Source organism: Streptomyces sp. NPDC050264 (genome assembly GCF_040655895.1).
Taxonomy (GTDB): domain Bacteria; phylum Actinomycetota; class Actinomycetes; order Streptomycetales; family Streptomycetaceae; genus Streptomyces.
The window spans coordinates 90,170-108,310 of record NZ_JBFAKV010000006.1; the positions used below are offsets into that span (position 1 = coordinate 90,170).

Consider the following 18,141-nt stretch of genomic DNA (forward strand, 5'->3'; position numbering starts at 1 on the left):
GTCAGCGCCTGGGGCCGTCTTCCATGGCGAGGCGGGCGAGGTGGTCGCCGAATCCGCCGCGGGCCCGCGGGCGCAGGCGGCCCGAAGTGACGACGGGACAGTCGGCCGTGCGCAGGACGCGGTGGCCCGTGGCGGTGAGCGCGGCGACGAGACCGTGGTCCTCGCTCACCGGCAGGTGGGGGAAGCCGCCGGCCGTCCGGTAGGCGTCGGCGGCCACCCCGATGTTCGCGCCGTGCACATGCGGGTGGTGCCACGGTCCGTGTGCCGGGCGGGAGGCGGCATAGTGCGACTGGTGCCGGGCGGCCAGGCCGGGTACGTGCTGTGGCCACTGGGCGACGGAGACGGTGCCGACGACCGCGTCCCACCCCTCGACGGCGCGCGCGTGCTGGAAGGCGAGCCAGTGGGGCGGCACGACGCTGTCGGCGTCGGTCGAGGCGAACCAGACCCCTTCGGGGCCGTCCAGGATCTCCATGGCGCGGTCGGCCGCCGCGGCGCGCGCCAGTCCCACGTTGCGGCACGCGACCCGGACGACCTGGGCGCCCGCGAGCAGTGCGGCCGCGACCGTACCGTCCGAGCAGCTGTCGGCGGCGACCACGGTGATCACCCGGACCCGCCGCAGCGCGGGGTGCTGCGCGGCGGTGCGGATCGCGTCCAACGCGCCGGGGAGCAGCGCCTCCTCGTCGTGGGCCGGTACGAGGACGGCGAGAGCGCGCGGTCTCACACCAGGCCTTCCGCGGCCGCGGGGGAGGGCGGCGCCGTGCCGTCGTCGCCGCGGCGGCCGAACGTCTGCAGGACGAAGTCCGCCTCGCGGTGCTCGGACGCCGGGGCCAGTTCGGGGATCGACCCGAGGATGCCGGCGAGTTCGTCGCCGGTGCGCAGGTGCTCGGCGACCGGGTGGTTCCAGTGGACGGCCACGAGGGTGCCGCCCGCTTCGAGGGCGTCGACCGCGTGCTTGAGCAGGACGGTCAGCTCGGCAGCGTCGAAGTAGTACAGCAGTTCGGACAGGACGACGAGGTCGAAGCTGCCCGCGGGCCACTGGTCGGGGAGGGTGAGGTGGCGGACCTCGACGTGCGGCAGGTCCCGGGTCCTGCGCGCGGCGGTGTCGGCCGCCGACCGGACGCGGTCGCAGGCCAGGAGCGAGTCGCAGCGCTCGGCCAGGCGCACGGTGAGCTCGCCCACCGAGCAGGCCGGTTCGAAGGCGCGGCGGTAACGGGGGCGGGGGAGCGCGGCGAGGGTGAGGCCGTACTTGCGCCGTTCGTACCAGCGCTCGGCCAGATGCCAGGGGTCGGACGCGTCGCGGTACATGTCCTCGAAGTACGAGGGCGGGGTGCTCACTGGAACAGGACCTCCGTGGGGCGCAGATGATGGGCCAGCTCCTCGGGCGGGAGGATCGCCGCCTCGTCGGGGCCGGGCCCCAGCGGATGGATCTGGGTGGTGAACCGGTCGATCGCCGCTCGTTTCAACGCCCGGATGTGTGGGGGCAGTTGAACGCGCTGGGCGGTCTGCCAGGGCACCCGGGGGTCGTCCGGTGCTGCCCAGTGCCACATCCAGACCGGGTACAGGGAGCAGGGGGTGCCCGCGCGGCGCGCGGCCGTGCGGGCCGCGCGTCCGGCCGCCTCGTGATCGCTGTGCACGTCACCGGTCCACGGTGCGACGACCAGGTCCGCGTCGCGCACCAGGGGCGCGAGCACGTCCACGATCTGTTCTTCGTGCTGGGCGACGCCCGTGTCCTGTACTGCCAGGCGGACGATCCGCGCCTGTTCGGCGCCGAGTTCGGCGAGGGCGGTCCGCAGCTCCTCGGCTCGCAGACGCGCCAGGGAGGCGGGCGTCACGACCTGGCTGCCGGGGTGCGAGCCCTCGCCGTCCGTGATCGATACGACGGTCAGCCGTACCCCGCGCTCCGCGAGCACCGCCATCGCGCCGCCGAAGCCGAGCACTTCGTCGTCGGGGTGCGCGGCCACCACCACGACCCGGCCGCTGTCCGGCAGGTGCGCGTCCGGCATCGCGTCCCAGCCGCTCCAGTCGCGCCAGCACGCCTCGTCGGTTCCCGCCGCCTGGATCGGGTTCGCGGCCGCGGTGCGGCCGGCCCGCACCGCGGGGCGTGTCATCGCTCGTCCTGCGGGCGGGCGAGGAGGCCGCCGAGTTCCGCGAGATCGCGCTCGCCGTGGTGCTGGCGCACATAGACGGTCAGGTCGGCCACGTCGCGGGCGTGCCGCAGGTCGTGGCAGAGCGGACCCGCGCCGGTGGCGCGGCCCACCCGGGTCAGCACCTCGGTGCACACCGACTCGACGAAGGCGCGTACGCGCAGGCCGCGTACGCCTGCCTCGCCACTGCTGTCCAAGGGGTCGCCGTCGATCTCCGCGGCCGCACGCCGGAGCACCGTCTCGGCGGCGTGCAACTGAATGTCGACCGCTCCGAGATGGGCGTCCGTGTGCGGGTCGGCCCGTTTGGCGGCGGCGTGACGCAGGGTGCGGGCGACGGCGAGGGCGCCGCCGTACCAGCAGGCGGCGACGCCGATCCCGCCGTGCTGGAAGCCCGGCCTGCGCACATAGGCCTCGACGTCCCCGACGGCGACGGCGGGGACCTGGTCGAAGCGCACGTCGGGCGTATCGCTGCCCGCCATTCCCACCGCCTGCCAGCTGCCGTCCACCGGCCCGCAACGACGCGGGTCGACGCTCGCGGCGAAGAGCCGTCGGCCCTCCGGTGTCCGCGCCGTGACCAGGGCGTCGGTGCAGCTGTGAGCGCCTGAACAGTACGGCTTCAGGCCGTTCAGGACCCAGCCGTCGCCGGAGCGGGTGGCTTCGAGCGTGGCCCCGGGCGGCTCGGCCGCCCAGACGCCCCACCGCTGTCCGGGCCGGGGCGGCGGGCCGTCGAGTTCGGCGAGGATGGCCAGCGCGTCCACGTGCCCCTCGACCAGACGCGCCAGGCACAGATCGTCCTCGGCGACGGACTGCAGAGCGGCCAGCCGCGCCCCGGTGCGTCCGGAACCCGGCAGCGGGAACTCCAGCTTTCCGGCGTCGATGAGGCCGACCACCGAGGCGAATCGCTCGGCACTCTCCCGGCGGGCCTCGTCCGGCGCGATCCCGTCGGGGACCCGGCCGGACCGCCTGCTCCCGGCAGAGGTTCCGGGCGCCACCGTACTGTCCGTCATACGTGATCCTTCGACATGTGCTGAAAGGGGAACGGACAGCTGCGGAGCCGGTTCACGCCACCAGTGACTGGTCGGCCTGTTCCTGGCCCGCCGTGGGCTGCCGGGCTGCGGCGTCCGACGGCGCCGCCGTCAGGAAACGGTCCGCAGCGGCGAGAGCGTCCTTGATCTCGCAGGTACCGGTGGTGACGCACAGCGTGTACGCGGCGTCCTCCAGGAGGCGCCGGTTCGCGACGGTGTCGTCTTCGATGAGCCGGACACGCGCGGTCGCGTAACGGGACATCAGCGTGCGCAGGATCTGCGGGTGGGGAGTGATCATTCCGAGAGGCTCCTTCTACTCAAGCAACTCGCACCCCGAGTGTCCCGGCACGCGCATTTCATGCATGCGTGCGCAGGGGGTCCGCGAGGGTCATTCGTCCCGCGCGTCCTCCTGGGCGGCGGGGTTGGGCGAGATCGCGTCGCCGCTCTCCCCTCGCCGCCGGTCCTTCTTCTCCTCGTGGCGCGGGTCGGTCTCGGCCTCCTCGAACTCGTCGAGGACCTCTTCCGCCGCGGTCCGGGCGGGGCGGGACTCGTCGAGCTGCTGGTCGGGGTCGTTCGGCACGGTGGCTCCTTCAGTCGTTCGGGGGACGGTTCAAGGTGACGGCGTCAGGGCTGCGCCCGTTCCTGAGCGGTGCGGTGACGTTCGTTGTGGGCGCGGGCCGCCCGGTCGTTCAGGGCGCTGCCCAGGGCGCGGACCCGTTCCCCGAGCGTGCGGGGGGCGGCCGGCTCGACGTCGATACCCGGACGCAGCTCGGGTTCGCCCTGTGGGGCGGGCAGCAGAGCGTTCGCGACATGGCTGAGCCGTGCGGTGAGGACCGGAGCGAGCCCGTGCGCCTTGTCGGCGGCCCGCGCCGCGGGGGTGAGCACGAGCCGGACCCGGCGGCGCTGGACGGCGGTGACGATGCGGTCCGCGGCGCGCTGCGCGTCCATCGAGACCAGGGGAGTGCCGGCGAGCGCGGAGAACCAGGCGAACTCGCGTCGCCGGTCACCGCCGAACACGGCGTGCAGATGCGAGCCCGTACGCATGAGACCCGGATGCACGGCCGTCACGGAGACGCCGGCGCGCGCCGCCTCCACGTACAGCCCTTCGGCCAGAGCGCCCACGGCCGCCTTGGCACAGGAGTACGGCAGCAGGTGCGGTACGGCGAGCAGCCCTCCCACGGAGCCGATCAGGGCCAGCCGTCCGCCCGCCCGGCTCTCGCGCAGGTAGGGGAGTGCTTCGAGGCTGGTGTGCAGGGCGCCGGAGAAGATGGTGCTCATCGCGTCGTCGAAGCCGGTCGTGCCGGCGTCCTCGGCCGGCGCCACCTGGATGATCCCGGCGTTGGCGACGACGATGTCCACGCCCCCGCGGGCGGCCGCGGTCTGCCGGAAGAGTTCGGCGACGCTCTTCTTGTCGCGTACATCGGTCACCGTGGTGCGTACGGGGGCCCCGGGATGCCGCTGCCCCAGCAGTTCGGCGGCACGGTCCAGTTCGGCCGCGTCCCGGGCCGCGAGCGTGACGGAACAGCCGCGGCGCACCAGTTCGTCGGAGATCAGCAGCCCCAGGCCGCGTGAGCCGCCGGTGACCACGGAGGACAGGCCGTGCAGCGGTGCGGATGTGCGGGGCGGCGGTGCCGGCATGGAGGTCACTCCCTGTCTCCGAGGGGAAGGGGAAGGTGTCGTCAGCGGCGCGTTCCCCCGGGCCGCGTCACCAATCCGGTGATCGCCGGGGTTGCCCGTGGGGGCCTTGCCGGGGCCCGCGCATCAGCCTAAGTCCGGGGGCCGGTCGGCGCACCGCCGTCCCGTGGCGCTCGATTGGGGCCGGTCAACGTGTTGTCAAGGGGACCGACCTGGTTACTTGTGACAGGTGGTCCCGGTTCGCGGGACCGGCGACGCGGAAAGGCAGGCGGCGGGAACCCGTGGTGAATCGACTTCGGAGCTGTTGGGCGTGGTGCGTGCGGGCGTGGAACGCGCCGGGACACGAGCGGTACACGGCGCTGTTGATCGGCAAGAGCGTGCTGGCGGCGACGTTGTCCTGGTGGGTCGCGCACGATCTGCTGCGGGCCACCTCCCCGGCGTTCGCGCCGTTCTCCGCGGTGCTGATCATGAACGTCACCCTCTCCCGGTCCGTCTGGCAGGCGCTGCGGTACGCCGCCGCGGTCACGGCCGGCGTGGCGGTGCAGGCCGCCATCGGCTTCGTCGCCGGCCCCGACCTGTTCGCCTTCGTCGTGGTCGCGCTCGTCGCGCTGTGCGTCGGCCAGTGGCCGGCGCTCGGTGAACAGCGCTCCCAGGTGGCGACGGCCGCCTTCTTCGCCTTCTCCACCTACGCCGCGGCCACCACCACCGGCGACAAGGCCCTCCAGCTCGGGCAGATCATCCTGCTCGTCCTCATCGGCTGCGGCCTCGGACTGCTGGTGAACCTGTGTATCGCGCCGCCCCTGCGCTACCGCAGCGCCGAGCAGGGGCTGCACTCCCTGGCCGCCGAGATCGAGTACCTGCTGGACGACATGGCCGACGGCCTGCGCAGCGGGAACGTCGACGCCGAGCGCACCGAGCAGTGGCGCAGGACGGGCGAGCGCGTACAGACGGCGGTCGGCCAGGCGCGGGCGGGGCTGAACACGGCGGAGAGCAGTCTGCCCTTCAACCCCCGGCGGCTGCTGCCCGCGCACCGCGGCTATCTGACCTTCGACCGCTACCGCCAGACCGTCAACGCCCTGGAGCGCGCGGTCTACCAGCTGGGCTCGCTCACCCGGAGCCTGAGCCAGTGGCGCGAGACGGAGAACACCTACAGCTACACACCCGTCCTGACGGCGTACGCCGGCTTCGCCGAGAGCCTGCGCGACATCGCCCATGTCGTCGCCGAACTCGACAGCGACACCCTCACCGACCAGGCGCGGACGATGTGCGAGCTCGCGACCACCGCTCAGGAGGCTTTGCAGAAGGTGCTGGGCGCGGCCCAGGACGCGCAGCTGCCGCTGGCCGACGCGTCCCGGCCGTACGGCGTTCTGGTGGTCGAGGCGAGCCGCCTGATGGAGGAGTTCCAGAACACCTGCGACGTATTGATGGACACCGCTGAGGACTGAGTCGGTTTGAGAAGCCGTTCGAAGGACACCCAGCCTGTGGCCGCCCGGCCCCGAGGGAGATCCCCCGGTTGTCCGGGCCTGTTGCTGAGAGAGAGGAACCGTCATGTTCAAGGCCATCGCTGATGTACTGCGCGCGATCGGTGGCGCCATCGCCACCGTCGTCACGCTTCCCTTCCGCGCTGTCGCACGACTCTTCGGCGGAGCCTCCGCCAGCGCGCAGGGCCGCCATTGAGAACCCCGCACCTCAAGGGGGGACCAGCAGCAGGTCAGCCGGTATGTGTATTTGCTTTCAAGAGAGGTGCGCTGGCAGCGTGAGTGTGGCAGGCGAGATCAAAACGAGAAGGGGCGGACACATGACCACCGTGACGGCGCAGAACAGGACGCAGGCAGCCCCGCAGGCGGAGCAGGACCTGATGGACCGGGCTTACGCGGACCCGGCGTCGCTCGCGCCGAAGGACGCGCGAGACGTCGGCCGACGATTCTTCGACCGGCTCGCCGAGCTGGAGGAGGGCACGCGCGAGTACCAGTACGTGCGCAACTGCCTGATCGAGATGAACCTGTCCCTGGTGCGGTACGCGGCGTCGCGGTTCAGGCACCGCGGTCAGCAGGAGATGGAGGACATCATCCAGGTCGGCACGATCGGCCTGATCAAGGCGATCGACCGGTTCGAACTCACCCGCGAGGTCGAGTTCACCTCTTTCGCCGTTCCCTACATCACGGGGGAGATCAAGCGCTTCTTCCGTGACACGTCCTGGGCCGTGCACGTCCCGCGCCGCCTGCAGGAAGCCCGTCTGGAACTGTCCAGGGCCACCGAGGAGCTGCGTACGCGCCTCGGCCGGTCGCCGTCGACGGCCGAGCTCGCCGAGCTGATGCAGCTGGAGCCCTCGGAGGTCGCGCAGGCGCAGATGGCGTCCAACGGCTACAACAGCGTCTCGCTGGACGCCGCCGTGAGCGGCAAGGACGACGAGTCCGACACGATGCTGGCCGATTTCGTCGGCTTCGACGAGGACCGCTTCGAACTCGTCGAGAACTACCACTCGCTGGCCCCGCTGATCGCGGACCTCGACGACCGTGAGCGCAGGATCATCCACCTCCGCTTCGTCGAGGAGCAGACCCAGCAGCAGATCGCCGACGAGCTGGGCTACTCCCAGATGCACGTCTCGCGGCTGATCAGCCGCGTGCTGGGCAAGCTGCGCGCCGGTCTGCTGACGAGCGACTAGTCCCGTCCGCCCTGTCGATCTCGTCTCCGCCCCCGGTCCGCTCTGGACCGGGGGCGGAGTGCGTAGGGCGCCGGGATGCGGGTGGGACACGCCCCAGCTGCGGCTTTCTCGCATGGATGGCGTGGGGCAGGGCACTCGGCACGACGACCACGAACTGCCACAGAGATGTACTGGCGGATCGGATCGGTGCTTCGAACCGGTGGGGATAGCCTCGCCGAAACGGGGTACCGAAACAGGGCAAACCGGTACGAGACAGGAGGCTGTACGTTGACTTCCAAGGCCACCACCCCCCGTTACACCGTCCCCGGTATCACGGTGAAGGACGCCGCCACGGTCATCGAGGTGCTGCAGCAGCGTCTGCACTCCTTCAATGACCTTCACCTGACGCTGAAGCACGTCCACTGGAACGTGGTGGGCCCGCACTTCATCGCGGTGCACGAGATGATCGACCCGCAGGTCGACAGCGTCCGTGACATGGCCGACGACGTCGCCGAGCGCCTGGCCGCGCTGGGCGGGGTCGCCCAGGGAACCCCCGGCGCGCTGGTCGCGGCGCGCTCGTGGGAGGACTACAGCGTGGGCCGGGCCGACGCCATCGCCCACCTCGGTGCCCTCGACCTCGTCTACACGGGTCTGGTCGAGGACCTCCGGGCCGCCGTCAAGACGGTCGGCGAGATCGACCCGGCCACCGAGGACCTGCTGATCGGGCAGCTGCGCGCCCTGGAGCAGTTCCAGTGGTTCGTGCGCGCCCACCTGGAGACGGCGGGCGGCACGCTCAGCACGGCCGACGCCAAGACGGAGACGGAGGCCGCCGAGTCCACGGCATGACGCCGGGCAGGCTCCCGTCGCAGGGGGCGCGACCGATTGTCGGTCGCGCCCCCTTTCGTGTGGCCGGTACCGGTCTGTTCAGTCGCCCTTCCGCTGGGCATTTGTGAACAGAGAAGACGACAGGACAGACCGATCGGTCGGCAGAGGGGATGCGAGCCATGGCGCTGCCTGCCTTGACGGCCCAGCAGAGGGCCGAAGCCTTGAAGAGAGCCATCGCCGTACGGGTCGAAAGAGGCGAGGTGCTCACCGCACTGCAACGCGGAACGCTGTCCTTGCGGGAGATCCTGGAGCGCAGCGGCGACCCCGTGGTGGGCGCGATGCGCGTGCACCGCCTTCTGACGGCGCTGCCCGGGATCGGAGAAGTACGGGCCGGACAGCTGATGCGCGAGCTCGGCATTCCCGCGCGGCGGCGCGTACAGGGCCTCTCCGGAGTACAGCGCGAGCGCTTGCAGGCGATCTTCCCCGACGAGAAGTAGGCCGGGGCTGTGGGCCGTTGCGGGCAACGCGCTCGCCCATGAAGCCGGGATACCGGATTGGTCACGCGCCGACCGGGAGAATCGCCGGCCATGACCTCTGCTCCCAGATCCCGACCGCCCGCGCGAGCGTCCTCGTACCCCGACTGCTGCGCTCCTGCGTCGAGGCGCTCGAACGCGTGGAGAACGCCCAGACCCTCGACCGTGTCGTGGCGCCCGTGCAGAAGGCGGTCCGGGCGCTTCCGCTCGGGCCGCTCCGCGACGTGCTGCACGGCCGCCAGCTCGGCCATCCGCTCCACCCGGTACTGGTGCAGGTGCCGATGGGCGCCTGGATCTCTTCCGCCGTCCTGGACTTCCTGCCCGGCGCACGCCGGCCGGCCCGCGTCCTCGTGGGCCTGGGCACCCTGGCGGCGCTGCCCACCGCGCTGGCCGGGTGGGCGGACTGGGCGGAGCAGCACGAGCAGCAGATGCGCACCGGCCTGGTGCACGCCGCCGCCAACGCCGGCGCCGTCTCGCTGTACGGCGCGTCGTTCGTCGTACGGGGGCGCCGTCCCCTGCTCGGCCGGGCTCTCGGGCTCACCGGTCTGGCGTGTGCGAGCGCGGGCGGCTTCATCGGCGGCCACCTCGCCTACCGGCAGGCTGCGGGCGCCAACAAGACGGAGCCCGTACCCCACTTGGTCGGGCCCGGCTGGCACCGGCTCGGCCCGGTCGGCGAACTGACAGCGGGAAAGCCCGTGCGGTGGATGCTCGGTGAGGTGCCGGTCGTGGTGGTCCGCGCCGAGGACGGCACGGTCGACGCGCTGGCCGACCGGTGCAGCCACCTGGCGGGCCCGCTGTCGGAAGGGCAGGTCGCCGACGGCTGCGTGACGTGCCCGTGGCACGACAGTGTCTTCCGCCTCTCCGACGGCTCCGTGGTGCGCGGCCCCGCCACCGCGCCGCAGCCGTGTTTCGAGACCCGGGTCGATGCCGACGGCACGGTCGCCGTGTGCCTGCCCGGGGCGGGCTGAGCGCGGATGCGGATCAACTGCCTCATCCTCGACGCCGCCGACCCCGAGCGGCTCGCCGCCTTCTGGTCCGAGGTGCTCGGCCGGCCCTCGTGGACCGCACCGGGCCGTACGTCCGGCTCCGGCGCGAGAACGGTCTGGGGAATCGAGGGGCTCGGCGGGCGCAGGCTGCACGAGTGCGCCGACGGGGGCTTCCTGGTGATGGCGGACCCCGAGGGCAACGGGTTCTGCGTCATCCCCGAGGGCCCGGTCGGGCTCGACGACGAGGGGCGGGCGCACTACCTCGGCTGACGTGTGCCCCTCTGCGGCGAGTTGGCGAGATACTCGCGTGCGAGGGACACACCGGCCGTGCGACCCTCCGGCTCATGACTGACGCGAACGGCGTGACCGACGCCCCCGACGGCAGAAGACGCGTCTTCCTCGACATCGACGAGAGCGACTCCGGCTGGATGTTCGTCGTGGTGGCAGCGCCGACAGGCGTCATCTACCAGAACCAGGGCGGAGGCCACGGCTGCATCCAGTACGAGCAGGAGGGCTATCTGCTCCCCTTCTACGGAGGCTCGGACGCGAAGCTGGACGAGGGACTGAACGCGCTGTTCGTCGGCGAGCTCAAAGGCTGGGGGTCGAGACGGCTCGACTGGCCGCCGAACCTGCTCGACCGGCTGCGGCACGAGGTCGCCGAGCTCCACATCTACGGCTCGGCCAACCGTGACGACCTCTTCGCCGCCCCGCTGATCCTCGACGAGTCCCGCCTCGCCGAGACCGACGAGGCCTGGGTCCCCGTACTCAGCCCGGACGGACCCGGGTTCCTCGTCTGGCGGAACTCCGACTAGCGGTCACCCGACCAGGTCCGGCGCGCGCAGCATCTCCGGGGGGACGCCCCAGGCGTCGACGAGGTCGACCGCGAGCGGACGGACCTTGCGGCAGAGGTCGTTCACCTCACGGCTGATCGCCTTGGAACGCTGGACGGTCAGCCGGCCGTGCTCCATGAACCAGGCACGGTCCTTCTCGATCGTCGTGAGAGCGAAGAGGTCGCACAGCAGCCCGAGTGCCACCTTGTTGTCGCCGTCGGGCAGCGAACGCACCTTCTCGACGAACGCTTCGAGCACGAGCCGCTCGACGTGCGCGTCGGCCACCGCGATGACGTGGTCCTGCACCTGGGAGAAGACGACACCGGGATCGGTCTTCTGGTCCATCCCGCGCTTGAGCCGACGGGCCGCCCCGGCCAGCATGTGCTCCTCGCGGAAGCGCACCATCGCGAGGTGGTACTCGGAGTCGAGCAGGCCCGCCTCCTGGTCCCATTCGTCGCCACCGGGCAGCAGGTCGCGTACTCGTTCCAGCAGCTTGTGGGCCGAGGTCTTCTCGATGACCGTCTCGACGGCGAGACCGGTGACGTACCGGACCAGGTCGAGCTGGTCCATGTCCCCGAACTCGCTCGCGTAGCCGGTGAGAAGGCCCTTCGCGACGAGCTGGAGCAGTACGTGGTTGTCGCCCTCGAACGTCGTGAAGATGTCGCTGTCGGCCTTGAGCGCGGCGAACCGGTTGACGGCGAGATAGCCGGCGCCGCCGCACGCCTCGCGGCACTCCTGGATCACTCGGGTGGCGTGCCAGGTGCCGAGGGCCTTGGTGCCCGCGGCCCGTGACTCCAGCTCCCGCCTGCTCTCCTCGTCGTCCCTGATGCCCGAGAAGACCTCGTGCAGCTGTGTGCGTACGACGTCCTGGGCGAAGTGCAGCGCGTAGGTGCGCGCGATGAGCGGCAGCAGGCGGCGCTGGTGCAGGCCGTAGTCGAGGAGTACCTGCTCCTCCGTGTCCGAGGTCGCCTTGAACTGGCGGCGCCGCACGGCGTACTTGGTGGCGACGGCGAGGGCGACCTTGGCGGCGTTGATGGCGCCGCCGCCGACGCTGACGCGTCCCTGGACGAGGGTGCCGAGCATGGTGAAGAAGCGGCGGTTGGGGCTCTCGATCGCGCTCTCGTAGACGCCTTCGGGGGTGACGTCGGCGAACCTGTTGAGCAGTGCCTCGCGCGGCACGCGCACGCCGTCGAACCAGATCCGCCCGTTGTCCACGCCGTTGAGGCCCATCTTGCGGCCGTCGTCCTCGATCCGGACGCCGGGCGCCACCTCGCCGTCGACGCGGACCGGGACGACGAAGGCGTGCACGCCCTCGGACTTCCCGGCCACCTCCAGCTGGGCGAAGACGACCGCCAGCTCGGCGTGGCGGGCGGCGTTGCCGATGTAGTCCTTGCGCGCCCGGTCGTCCGGGGTGGTGATGACGAACTCCCGGCTCTCGGCGTCGTACGTGGCGACGGTGCCGAGCGCCTGGACGTTGGAGCCGTGGCCGGTCTCGGTCATCGCGAAGCAGCCCATCAGCTTCCCGGTGATCACGTCCGGGAGGTAGGCGTCGTGGTGCCGCTCGGTGCCGAGCTGCAGAAGGGCGCCGCCGAAGAGACCGAACTGCACGCCGACCTTCACCAGGACCGACAGGTCGCCGAAGGCCAGGGTCTCGAACGCGGCGATCGAGGCGCCGATGTCGCCCCCGCCGCCGTACTCCTTGGGGAAGCCCATGCCGGTCTGGCCCGTCGCCGCCATCTCGACGACCAGAGCGCGCACGCGCTCGCGGTACTCGTCGATGCCGAGTTCCTCGGCGTCGACGAGCACGGAGGCGTAGGTGGCCAGGTTGGTGCGGACCAGGTCGCGGATCTCGGCGTACTCGCCGTCGAGCACCTCGGTGAGGGCCGCGATGTCGACGGCGGGCTGCACGTAACCGCTCGGGGGCGTGGCGATATCGGTGGACATGCCGCTCTGTTACCCGTCCGTAGGGCGATCAAGCCGTCCGCTGGACCGATCGGCGCACACGCCTCGTCCGTGTCAGGTGCCGGGCTCGGCAGGCGAACCCGTGTCGCTGTCGAGGAGCGCGTGAATGCGCCGCAGCGCCTCTTCCTGGTTGTCGGCCAGGGCCAGGACGTCGGTGACGCCGGTGATGTCGAACAGCCGCCGGACGACACTGCCGGCGGGCACCGCCAGGACGAAGGGCCGCCGCACCTCGTCGTGCTCTGCCCGCGCACGCAGGATCAGATTGAGCAGGGTGCTGTCGGCAAAGGCGAGTTCGCCCAGGTCCAGCAGGGTGGCGACGGTGTCGGTGTCGGTACGCGCGCGCTGGAAGACGTCCGTGACCTCGGCGCCGTCCTCGAGGTCGATGTCATCGCGCAGCGTGACCACCGCCACCCGCTCCCGCTGGGTGAGTTCGATGCTTTCACTGTCACAAGCCATGCCCCGACCCTGTCATATGCCCAGCCCTCTCAGGAACGGGACAGCTGTGTTCTTGGCCTCCTGTATGCCATGGAAAAGGCCAGGTCGAGGCAGGTTTTCACGGGTGTGAACGCAATTTGAGCGAGTGACTTGTCCGTGAGGGTGTGCGGATAGCAGCGCTGGGAATGCGGAAACGAAGCGATGACGAACTGCAGGGTTTGCACGTGTACAGAGAGAGGATCACGTCTTGATGAGTGCTCCCGAGACACCTGCTTCAGAGCACACGACCTGCGCGCAGGCCCGGGCGGAAGTCAGTTGGGTTCTCATGGAAGTGTGCTGCGGCCTTCCGCTGCGTCAGGCGCGACGCCTGCATGACGACGCACTGCTGGTGGCCACCGAGCTGACCGCCAACGCCATCCGTCACGCGGGCGGGACCACCGGATTCGACGCCGGCCTCCAGGGAGACGTCCTCTGGATGAGCGTGAGCGACAACAGCGCGGTGATGCCTCGCCGTGCCTACTCGGCCCCGAGTGTGCCGGGCGGGTTCGGCTGGATGGTGGTGCAGCGGCTCAGCTCTCACGTGGCGGTCGACGTGGGGCCGCACGGGAAGACGATCACCGCCGTACTGCCCCTGCCGCAGCCCTTCGGCGAAGGGCTTCTGTGACGGGGGGACGCGGGGCGGCCCGGGCCGGTTGTTCAGGCAGGCTGTGACTCATCGCCGGAGCGCGCCGCGGCGGCGCGCTCCAGGACGCGATCGGCTGCCATCAGGGCGTCGCGCACGGACTTGGTCCCGGTGCTGACGCACAGCGTGTACGTGACGTCGTCGAGCTGCCACCGGAGTTCCTGGGTCGGCCGCTCCGAGAAACGCAGCTGCACGTCGGCATAGCGGCTCAGAAGAGTCCGGATGAACATCGGCTCGGGATTCAGCACGAGGCGCCCCTGTTCGGTTGTCCTGGTGTCCAGTGGGATCGACGGACACCAACTGCCCAGCTTTTCCCCGTACATGCCTGCCGGGGCCATGCCCATCGGGGACATGCCTGGCGGATCGGGGTCAGGCCGCGCTGCTGCGGCAGGGCTGCGTCACACACGTCGTCTCGTGTTCCGCGCTGCGCGACACGAACCACGCGGCACAGCAGGCGGCCGCGAGGTCGGCGTCGGCGTCGAGCGGGCGGAACAGGCTGCCGTCGTCGGCGGCACGGCCGCGAGCGGGACGGGGGCTGGGGGTCATCTGTGGTCCTCTCGTCATGTGCGGCCGCCGGTCTCGGAGCACGACCGTCCCGGGGCGCGGTGGTGCTCAGCGGCGGCGCAGCCGGCCGAGCCACGCGCGGGCCTGGGCCTGCTTGCGGGGGTCCGAGGCCGTGCGCCGTGCCGTCGCGATGGCACGGCGGCCCTGCGGGGTGCGGCTGTACTGCTTGATCCGGTCGAAGATCCCGGGCATGACGTCTCCATGGTGTCGTGGGACAGGGGCGCTCGCGCCGTCTGCTTCCGTTCCGGCTACCCCTGATGCGGTACGGAACACGAAAGAGGGCACACGGGCGACAACGACTAGCGGCAGACAGGCCGCAGACAAGCCGCAGACACGGAACAGGAGTTCACATGTTCGCCATCGGTGCCGCTGTGCTGTTCTTCCTGGCGTTCTTGATCAATGCCGCCGACATCTCGACGAACGACGTCTTCACCTCGGTGAACGTCATGCTCCTCGGCCTCACCGCGCTGGCCCTGCACCTGGCGGGAGCCGGCGGCTGGGCCCGCACCAGAACGTCACGCCGGCGCTGAACACGCGCCCGCGGACGTCCGAACCGCCCGCACCCACGGTGACTTCCGTGGGTGCGGGCGGTTCGGACGTCCGGCGTCATGGCGCCTGCCGCGCCTGCTGAAGGTCCCGCTCGTCCCAGGCGCTGGTGTCCCGCGGCTCGATGAACAACTCCTCCTGAGCGGGGTGGCCACCGCTGATCGCGCGCTGCCGGGCGATCTCGGCGTCGAACGCGAGACCCAGCAGGATGGCCAGGCTGCTCAGCCACAGCCAGACGAGGAAGACGATGACGCCGGCCATGGTGCCGTACGTCTTGTTGTAGGACGCGAACCCTGCCGCGTACAGCGTGAAGCCGGCCGAGGCCACGAGCCAGACGACCAGGGCGAGAAACCCGCCCGGTGTGACCCAGAGCCAGCCGCGGCCCTTCACATTGGGTGCCGCCCAGTACAGAAGGCCGATCATCAGCACCAACAGGACCGCGAGGAGAGGCCACTTGGCCAGCGACCAGACGGTGAGCGCGGTGTCGCCCACACCGAAGACCGACCCGGCCTGCCGTGCGACCCCGCCGGTGAAGACGACGACGAGCGCGCTGAGGGTGGCGAGCAGCATCAGGGCCAGAGTCAGCCCGAGCCGCAGCGGCAGGACCTTCCACAGAGGCCGTCCTTCGGGTACGTGGTAGATCTGGTTCGCCGTCCTGATGAACGCCCCCACGTAGCCCGACGCCGACCACACGGCCAGCACCAGGCCGGCCACGGCCATGACCGAGCCGGTGCCCGAGTTGCCCTGCAACTGCTTGACGGCATGGGTGAGGATCTCTCGCGCCGCGCCCGGAGCCAGTGACTCCAGGCTGTCGAGGACCTTCTGGGTGGCGGTCTCGCCGGCCACGCCGAGCAGTGCCACCAGGACCAGCAGAGCGGGGAAGAGGGAGAGGACGGAGTAGTACGTCAAAGCGGCGGCACGATCCGCCAGTTCCTCCTTCTGGAACTCGCGGAGACTGCCCCGCAACACCTGACCCCACGCGTGCCCGGAGAGATCCGCCGGGCTGTCCGGCGCGGCCTCCTCCACCTCGGGAGAGGGGCCGAACTCGGCCGCTTCCTCCGCGTCCGACCTCTCGTCCTCGCGCCGCTCAAGATTGCTCCGCTGTTCCGACATGCTTGTCGCATGTCCGCCGCGCGGGGATTCAGACGTGCGGAACCGCAGGTCGTCACGGGCCCCACGGCGTCGGCCCCGAGCCCTCCGCCCAGGCCGAGAGCGCGAAACCGTCGATGCAACGGATGCCGCACGCCTGCGCGTACTCCTCGGCCGGCGCGGTGAACTCACTGGTGCTCACCACGGCCGCGAGCTGCGCTCCGTGCACCGTCCAGCAGGTGCCGCCGAAGCGCTGGAGGTCCTGGGAGCCGACCTTGTTCGTGGGCCCGTACAACTTGCACTGCACGACGACGCGCCGGCCGTCGGGCGCGGTCGCGAGGACATCGGCGCCGAGGTCGCCCGCACCACCCACGACCTCGACGTCCGTGCAGCCGTCCCGCTCGCACAGCGCGGCCACGGCTGCCTCGAAGCCGTCGGGGTCGAGGCCCCTGAAGTCGGGGGCCGGGTCGGGCAGTACGGCGGTCGGCCCGTCCTGGGGCGTGGTGGGGGCCGGCCGGAGGCGGAGGGTGTCGTGGTCCGGGGCGGCAGCGGCCGGCACGGGTGGCTCGGCGACCCGCGCCGACTCGGCGGACTCTCGGTCGGCCTGGGCCATCCCCGCGCGGGCGGCGAGGCGCAGCTCGCGGGCCCGCGGCATGGCGCGGAACAGGACGTAGAGCACGGGTATCGCGAGCAGGGCGAGCAGCACGGCGCCGAGCGGATGCGCGCCGGCCCAGTCGGCGAACCGTATGAAGAGCAGAACCGCGGCGCAGATCAGGGCGCCGAACAGCCCGAGTGCGACGATCGGCCCGGACAGTCGTGCCTCTGCCCGGGGGTGACCCGCGGCACTCTTGGTCTTGGGTAGCAGCACTCGAACTCCTGCGTGTCGTCGCGGATCCGTCTGGTCGACGAGTGCCCCGACCGGCCCGTTCCATGATCGACAAGCAGGGGCGGGAGTGACGGGTACGCCTCCGGGCGCGGGCTCACAAGAAGTGCTGCACGGTGCGCGTCGCGGCCTCGGCGGCACGGAACGCCAGCGGACGGCCGGCCCACCGGGCGGGATCCACCCGGATGCTGTGACCGATGTCGTCGTCGTAGTCCGCGTCGAGCACCTCGGTGAAGGACTCGTCCAGGACGGCGAGCATGACTTCCTCGTCGTGGTCCATGGAGCGGCGGTTGAGGTTCGTGGAGCCGATGAGGGCCGCGTGGCCGTCGATGGTGACGACCTTGCAGTGCAGCATCGTGCGCTGGTACTCGCGGACGATCACACCGCATCCCAGGAGCTTCTCGTAGTGATGGCGGCCGGCGATGCGGCTTATCTGCTTGTCCGTGTGCGGGCCCGGCACCAGCAGCTCGACCCGGACCCCGCGGCGGGCCGCCTCGCACAGCAGCTCGACGAAGTAGTCGTCGGGGGAGAAGTAGGCGGTCGCCAGGCGCAGGCGGTGCTGCGCGGACTCGATCACCACGCGCAGCAGTGTCTGCATGTCCTGCCAGCCGAAGCTGGCCGAGCCGCGGACCACCTGGACGATCGCGTCTCCCTGCGCTTCGTGTTCCACGAAGCGGTCGCACGCGTCGAAGAGTTCGTCGTGGCACTCGGCCCAGTTCTGGGCGAAGGCCGCGCAGATCCCGTCGACGGCGGGCCCGCGCACGTGGACGTGGGTGTCCCGCCACTCCTGCGGATTACGGGCGTTGCCGCACCACTCCTCCGCGATCCCGACGCCGCCGGTGAAGGCGGTCACCTCGTCCACGACGAGGACCTTGCGGTGGCAGCGGTGGTTCTGCTTCAAGGGGGACAGGTGCAGTGGCTTGCGGAACCAGGCGACGTGCACGCCTGCCTCGTTCATGAGCCCGAGGAGGTCCTCCTCGATGGTGCGGCTGCCGAATCCGTCGAGCAGCAGCCGCACCCGCAGACCCGCGCGGGCGCGCTCGGCGAGAGCGAGGGCGAACTCGCGGGCGATGTCGCCGCGCCAGTAGACGAACGTCATCATGTCGATCGTGTGCCGGGCGCCGCGTATCGCCTCCAGCATGGCGGGGAAGATCTCGTCCCCGTTGCGCAGCGGCACGAGGGTGTTCCCCTCCGTGGCCGCGATCCCGATCAACCGCTCGAGCCGGCGGCGCAGTTGCTGACGGGGATCCGTCGCCGATCTGCGCTCGGGGGTGACTGGAACGGCGCTTACGGGGGACGCAGACATGGGAACTCCGGTTCATCGACGGGTACAGCGTCAGACCGGTGCCCCGTCACAA

Annotated in this window: 25 protein-coding genes; 10 read left to right on the forward strand and 15 right to left on the reverse strand. The window is 71.1% G+C overall.

Translation table 11 applies throughout. The features are described from left to right. Position 1: 1 nt before the first annotated feature. From AB0J02_RS12270 to AB0J02_RS12300, 7 genes are all read right to left on the reverse strand, one after another. A complete protein-coding gene (locus AB0J02_RS12270; RefSeq protein WP_363193543.1) occupies positions 2-721 on the reverse strand; it encodes a glycosyltransferase in 720 nt (239 codons plus the stop codon). Next, positions 718-1,335 carry an SAM-dependent methyltransferase gene (locus tag AB0J02_RS12275; RefSeq protein ID WP_363193544.1) on the reverse strand — a complete coding sequence of 206 codons (618 nt, stop codon included), beginning with the start codon at positions 1,333-1,335 and terminating at the stop codon, positions 718-720. The genes AB0J02_RS12270 and AB0J02_RS12275 overlap by 4 nt, the downstream gene beginning before the upstream one ends. Then, positions 1,332-2,108: a PIG-L family deacetylase gene (locus AB0J02_RS12280; RefSeq protein ID WP_363193545.1), complete on the reverse strand. Its 777-nt coding sequence runs from the start codon at positions 2,106-2,108 to the stop codon at positions 1,332-1,334. Before AB0J02_RS12280 ends, AB0J02_RS12275 begins: the two co-directional genes overlap by 4 nt. Beyond that, positions 2,105-3,151: an acyl-CoA dehydrogenase gene (locus AB0J02_RS12285; protein ID WP_363193546.1), complete on the reverse strand. Its 1,047-nt coding sequence runs from the start codon at positions 3,149-3,151 to the stop codon at positions 2,105-2,107. The genes AB0J02_RS12280 and AB0J02_RS12285 overlap by 4 nt, the downstream gene beginning before the upstream one ends. 52 nt (positions 3,152-3,203) lie before the next feature. After that, positions 3,204-3,467 (reverse strand): DUF5133 domain-containing protein, encoded by a 264-nt coding sequence (locus tag AB0J02_RS12290; RefSeq protein WP_363193547.1) that lies wholly within the window; start codon positions 3,465-3,467, stop codon positions 3,204-3,206. Positions 3,468-3,557: 90 nt separating this feature from the next. Next, complete coding sequence (locus AB0J02_RS12295; RefSeq protein WP_363193548.1) at positions 3,558-3,749, reverse strand: hypothetical protein; 192 nt, start codon at positions 3,747-3,749, stop codon at positions 3,558-3,560. A 44-nt stretch (positions 3,750-3,793) separates the two neighbouring features. After that, on the reverse strand, positions 3,794-4,807 hold the full coding sequence (locus tag AB0J02_RS12300; protein ID WP_363193549.1) for an SDR family NAD(P)-dependent oxidoreductase: 1,014 nt from the start codon (positions 4,805-4,807) through the stop codon (positions 3,794-3,796). Positions 4,808-5,088: 281 nt separating this feature from the next. Between AB0J02_RS12300 and AB0J02_RS12305 the strand changes: the two genes are divergently transcribed. The 8 genes from AB0J02_RS12305 (at position 5,089) to AB0J02_RS12340 (ending at position 10,604) form a co-directional block, all read left to right on the forward strand. Then, positions 5,089-6,249 carry an aromatic acid exporter family protein gene (locus tag AB0J02_RS12305; RefSeq protein ID WP_363193550.1) on the forward strand — a complete coding sequence of 387 codons (1,161 nt, stop codon included), beginning with the start codon at positions 5,089-5,091 and terminating at the stop codon, positions 6,247-6,249. Between the two features lie 103 nt (positions 6,250-6,352). Next, on the forward strand, positions 6,353-6,481 hold the full coding sequence (locus AB0J02_RS12310; protein WP_363193551.1) for an LPFR motif small protein: 129 nt from the start codon (positions 6,353-6,355) through the stop codon (positions 6,479-6,481). Between the two features lie 181 nt (positions 6,482-6,662). Next, a complete protein-coding gene (locus tag AB0J02_RS12315; RefSeq protein ID WP_363193855.1) occupies positions 6,663-7,469 on the forward strand; it encodes a SigB/SigF/SigG family RNA polymerase sigma factor in 807 nt (268 codons plus the stop codon). Positions 7,470-7,736: 267 nt separating this feature from the next. Next, the gene (locus tag AB0J02_RS12320) at positions 7,737-8,294 is read left to right on the forward strand and encodes a DNA starvation/stationary phase protection protein (protein WP_363193552.1); all 558 of its coding nucleotides are present in this window, start codon (positions 7,737-7,739) and stop codon (positions 8,292-8,294) included. Between the two features lie 158 nt (positions 8,295-8,452). Next, entirely contained in the window at positions 8,453-8,770 is a 318-nt protein-coding gene (gene mihF / locus AB0J02_RS12325; protein WP_363193553.1) for an integration host factor, actinobacterial type, read from the forward strand. Positions 8,771-8,808: 38 nt separating this feature from the next. Further along, on the forward strand, positions 8,809-9,774 hold the full coding sequence (locus tag AB0J02_RS12330; RefSeq protein WP_363193554.1) for a Rieske (2Fe-2S) protein: 966 nt from the start codon (positions 8,809-8,811) through the stop codon (positions 9,772-9,774). A 6-nt stretch (positions 9,775-9,780) separates the two neighbouring features. After that, positions 9,781-10,062 (forward strand): VOC family protein, encoded by a 282-nt coding sequence (locus tag AB0J02_RS12335; RefSeq protein WP_363193555.1) that lies wholly within the window; start codon positions 9,781-9,783, stop codon positions 10,060-10,062. Positions 10,063-10,136: 74 nt separating this feature from the next. Then, positions 10,137-10,604: a DUF6210 family protein gene (locus AB0J02_RS12340; RefSeq protein WP_363193556.1), complete on the forward strand. Its 468-nt coding sequence runs from the start codon at positions 10,137-10,139 to the stop codon at positions 10,602-10,604. A 3-nt stretch (positions 10,605-10,607) separates the two neighbouring features. Here the strand turns inward: AB0J02_RS12340 and AB0J02_RS12345 are convergent, their stop codons facing one another. Further along, positions 10,608-12,566 carry an acyl-CoA dehydrogenase gene (locus tag AB0J02_RS12345; RefSeq protein WP_363193557.1) on the reverse strand — a complete coding sequence of 653 codons (1,959 nt, stop codon included), beginning with the start codon at positions 12,564-12,566 and terminating at the stop codon, positions 10,608-10,610. Positions 12,567-12,638: 72 nt separating this feature from the next. After that, complete coding sequence (locus AB0J02_RS12350) at positions 12,639-13,040, reverse strand: STAS domain-containing protein (protein WP_363193558.1); 402 nt, start codon at positions 13,038-13,040, stop codon at positions 12,639-12,641. A 229-nt stretch (positions 13,041-13,269) separates the two neighbouring features. Between AB0J02_RS12350 and AB0J02_RS12355 the strand changes: the two genes are divergently transcribed. Further along, complete coding sequence (locus AB0J02_RS12355) at positions 13,270-13,683, forward strand: ATP-binding protein (RefSeq protein ID WP_363193559.1); 414 nt, start codon at positions 13,270-13,272, stop codon at positions 13,681-13,683. 32 nt (positions 13,684-13,715) lie between these two features. Here the strand turns inward: AB0J02_RS12355 and AB0J02_RS12360 are convergent, their stop codons facing one another. The 3 genes from AB0J02_RS12360 to AB0J02_RS12370 all read right to left on the reverse strand — a co-directional run bounded on the left by AB0J02_RS12360 (position 13,716) and on the right by AB0J02_RS12370 (position 14,457). Continuing rightward, positions 13,716-13,949, reverse strand: a complete 234-nt coding sequence (locus tag AB0J02_RS12360) for a DUF5133 domain-containing protein (protein ID WP_363193560.1) — start codon at positions 13,947-13,949, stop codon at positions 13,716-13,718. Between the two features lie 121 nt (positions 13,950-14,070). Continuing rightward, positions 14,071-14,247 carry a hypothetical protein gene (locus AB0J02_RS12365; RefSeq protein ID WP_363193561.1) on the reverse strand — a complete coding sequence of 59 codons (177 nt, stop codon included), beginning with the start codon at positions 14,245-14,247 and terminating at the stop codon, positions 14,071-14,073. Between the two features lie 66 nt (positions 14,248-14,313). After that, the gene (locus AB0J02_RS12370) at positions 14,314-14,457 is read right to left on the reverse strand and encodes a hypothetical protein (protein ID WP_363193562.1); all 144 of its coding nucleotides are present in this window, start codon (positions 14,455-14,457) and stop codon (positions 14,314-14,316) included. Between the two features lie 158 nt (positions 14,458-14,615). On the opposite strand from AB0J02_RS12370, the gene AB0J02_RS12375 reads away from it, so the two are divergent. After that, positions 14,616-14,795, forward strand: coding sequence for a hypothetical protein (locus tag AB0J02_RS12375; protein WP_363193563.1), 180 nt, complete (start codon positions 14,616-14,618; stop codon positions 14,793-14,795). Positions 14,796-14,871: 76 nt separating this feature from the next. Here AB0J02_RS12375 and AB0J02_RS12380 read toward each other — a convergent pair whose 3' ends face one another. The 3 genes from AB0J02_RS12380 to AB0J02_RS12390 all read right to left on the reverse strand — a co-directional run bounded on the left by AB0J02_RS12380 (position 14,872) and on the right by AB0J02_RS12390 (position 18,089). Continuing rightward, positions 14,872-15,924, reverse strand: a complete 1,053-nt coding sequence (locus AB0J02_RS12380) for a YihY/virulence factor BrkB family protein (protein ID WP_363193564.1) — start codon at positions 15,922-15,924, stop codon at positions 14,872-14,874. Between the two features lie 52 nt (positions 15,925-15,976). Further along, positions 15,977-16,702, reverse strand: a complete 726-nt coding sequence (locus tag AB0J02_RS12385) for a restriction endonuclease (RefSeq protein ID WP_363193856.1) — start codon at positions 16,700-16,702, stop codon at positions 15,977-15,979. Positions 16,703-16,880: 178 nt separating this feature from the next. Continuing rightward, positions 16,881-18,089: a phospholipase D-like domain-containing protein gene (locus AB0J02_RS12390; RefSeq protein WP_363193565.1), complete on the reverse strand. Its 1,209-nt coding sequence runs from the start codon at positions 18,087-18,089 to the stop codon at positions 16,881-16,883. Positions 18,090-18,141 lie beyond the last annotated feature (52 nt).

Coding starts and splice junctions, on each gene's coding strand:
- AB0J02_RS12280 (WP_363193545.1), bottom strand. CDS start 2,108: ATGACACGCCCCGCGGTGCGGGCCGGCCGCACCGCGGCCGCGAACCCG.
- AB0J02_RS12285 (WP_363193546.1), bottom strand. CDS start 3,151: ATGACGGACAGTACGGTGGCGCCCGGAACCTCTGCCGGGAGCAGGCGG.
- AB0J02_RS12290 (WP_363193547.1), bottom strand. CDS start 3,467: ATGATCACTCCCCACCCGCAGATCCTGCGCACGCTGATGTCCCGTTAC.
- AB0J02_RS12300 (WP_363193549.1), bottom strand. CDS start 4,807: ATGCCGGCACCGCCGCCCCGCACATCCGCACCGCTGCACGGCCTGTCC.
- AB0J02_RS12310 (WP_363193551.1), top strand. CDS start 6,353: ATGTTCAAGGCCATCGCTGATGTACTGCGCGCGATCGGTGGCGCCATC.
- AB0J02_RS12315 (WP_363193855.1), top strand. CDS start 6,663: ATGGACCGGGCTTACGCGGACCCGGCGTCGCTCGCGCCGAAGGACGCG.
- mihF (WP_363193553.1), top strand. CDS start 8,453: ATGGCGCTGCCTGCCTTGACGGCCCAGCAGAGGGCCGAAGCCTTGAAG.
- AB0J02_RS12330 (WP_363193554.1), top strand. CDS start 8,809: ATGAAGCCGGGATACCGGATTGGTCACGCGCCGACCGGGAGAATCGCC.
- AB0J02_RS12335 (WP_363193555.1), top strand. CDS start 9,781: ATGCGGATCAACTGCCTCATCCTCGACGCCGCCGACCCCGAGCGGCTC.
- AB0J02_RS12340 (WP_363193556.1), top strand. CDS start 10,137: ATGACTGACGCGAACGGCGTGACCGACGCCCCCGACGGCAGAAGACGC.
- AB0J02_RS12345 (WP_363193557.1), bottom strand. CDS start 12,566: ATGTCCACCGATATCGCCACGCCCCCGAGCGGTTACGTGCAGCCCGCC.
- AB0J02_RS12350 (WP_363193558.1), bottom strand. CDS start 13,040: ATGGCTTGTGACAGTGAAAGCATCGAACTCACCCAGCGGGAGCGGGTG.
- AB0J02_RS12355 (WP_363193559.1), top strand. CDS start 13,270: ATGAGTGCTCCCGAGACACCTGCTTCAGAGCACACGACCTGCGCGCAG.
- AB0J02_RS12365 (WP_363193561.1), bottom strand. CDS start 14,247: ATGACCCCCAGCCCCCGTCCCGCTCGCGGCCGTGCCGCCGACGACGGC.
- AB0J02_RS12370 (WP_363193562.1), bottom strand. CDS start 14,457: ATGCCCGGGATCTTCGACCGGATCAAGCAGTACAGCCGCACCCCGCAG.
- AB0J02_RS12375 (WP_363193563.1), top strand. CDS start 14,616: ATGTTCGCCATCGGTGCCGCTGTGCTGTTCTTCCTGGCGTTCTTGATC.
- AB0J02_RS12380 (WP_363193564.1), bottom strand. CDS start 15,924: ATGTCGGAACAGCGGAGCAATCTTGAGCGGCGCGAGGACGAGAGGTCG.
- AB0J02_RS12390 (WP_363193565.1), bottom strand. CDS start 18,089: ATGTCTGCGTCCCCCGTAAGCGCCGTTCCAGTCACCCCCGAGCGCAGA.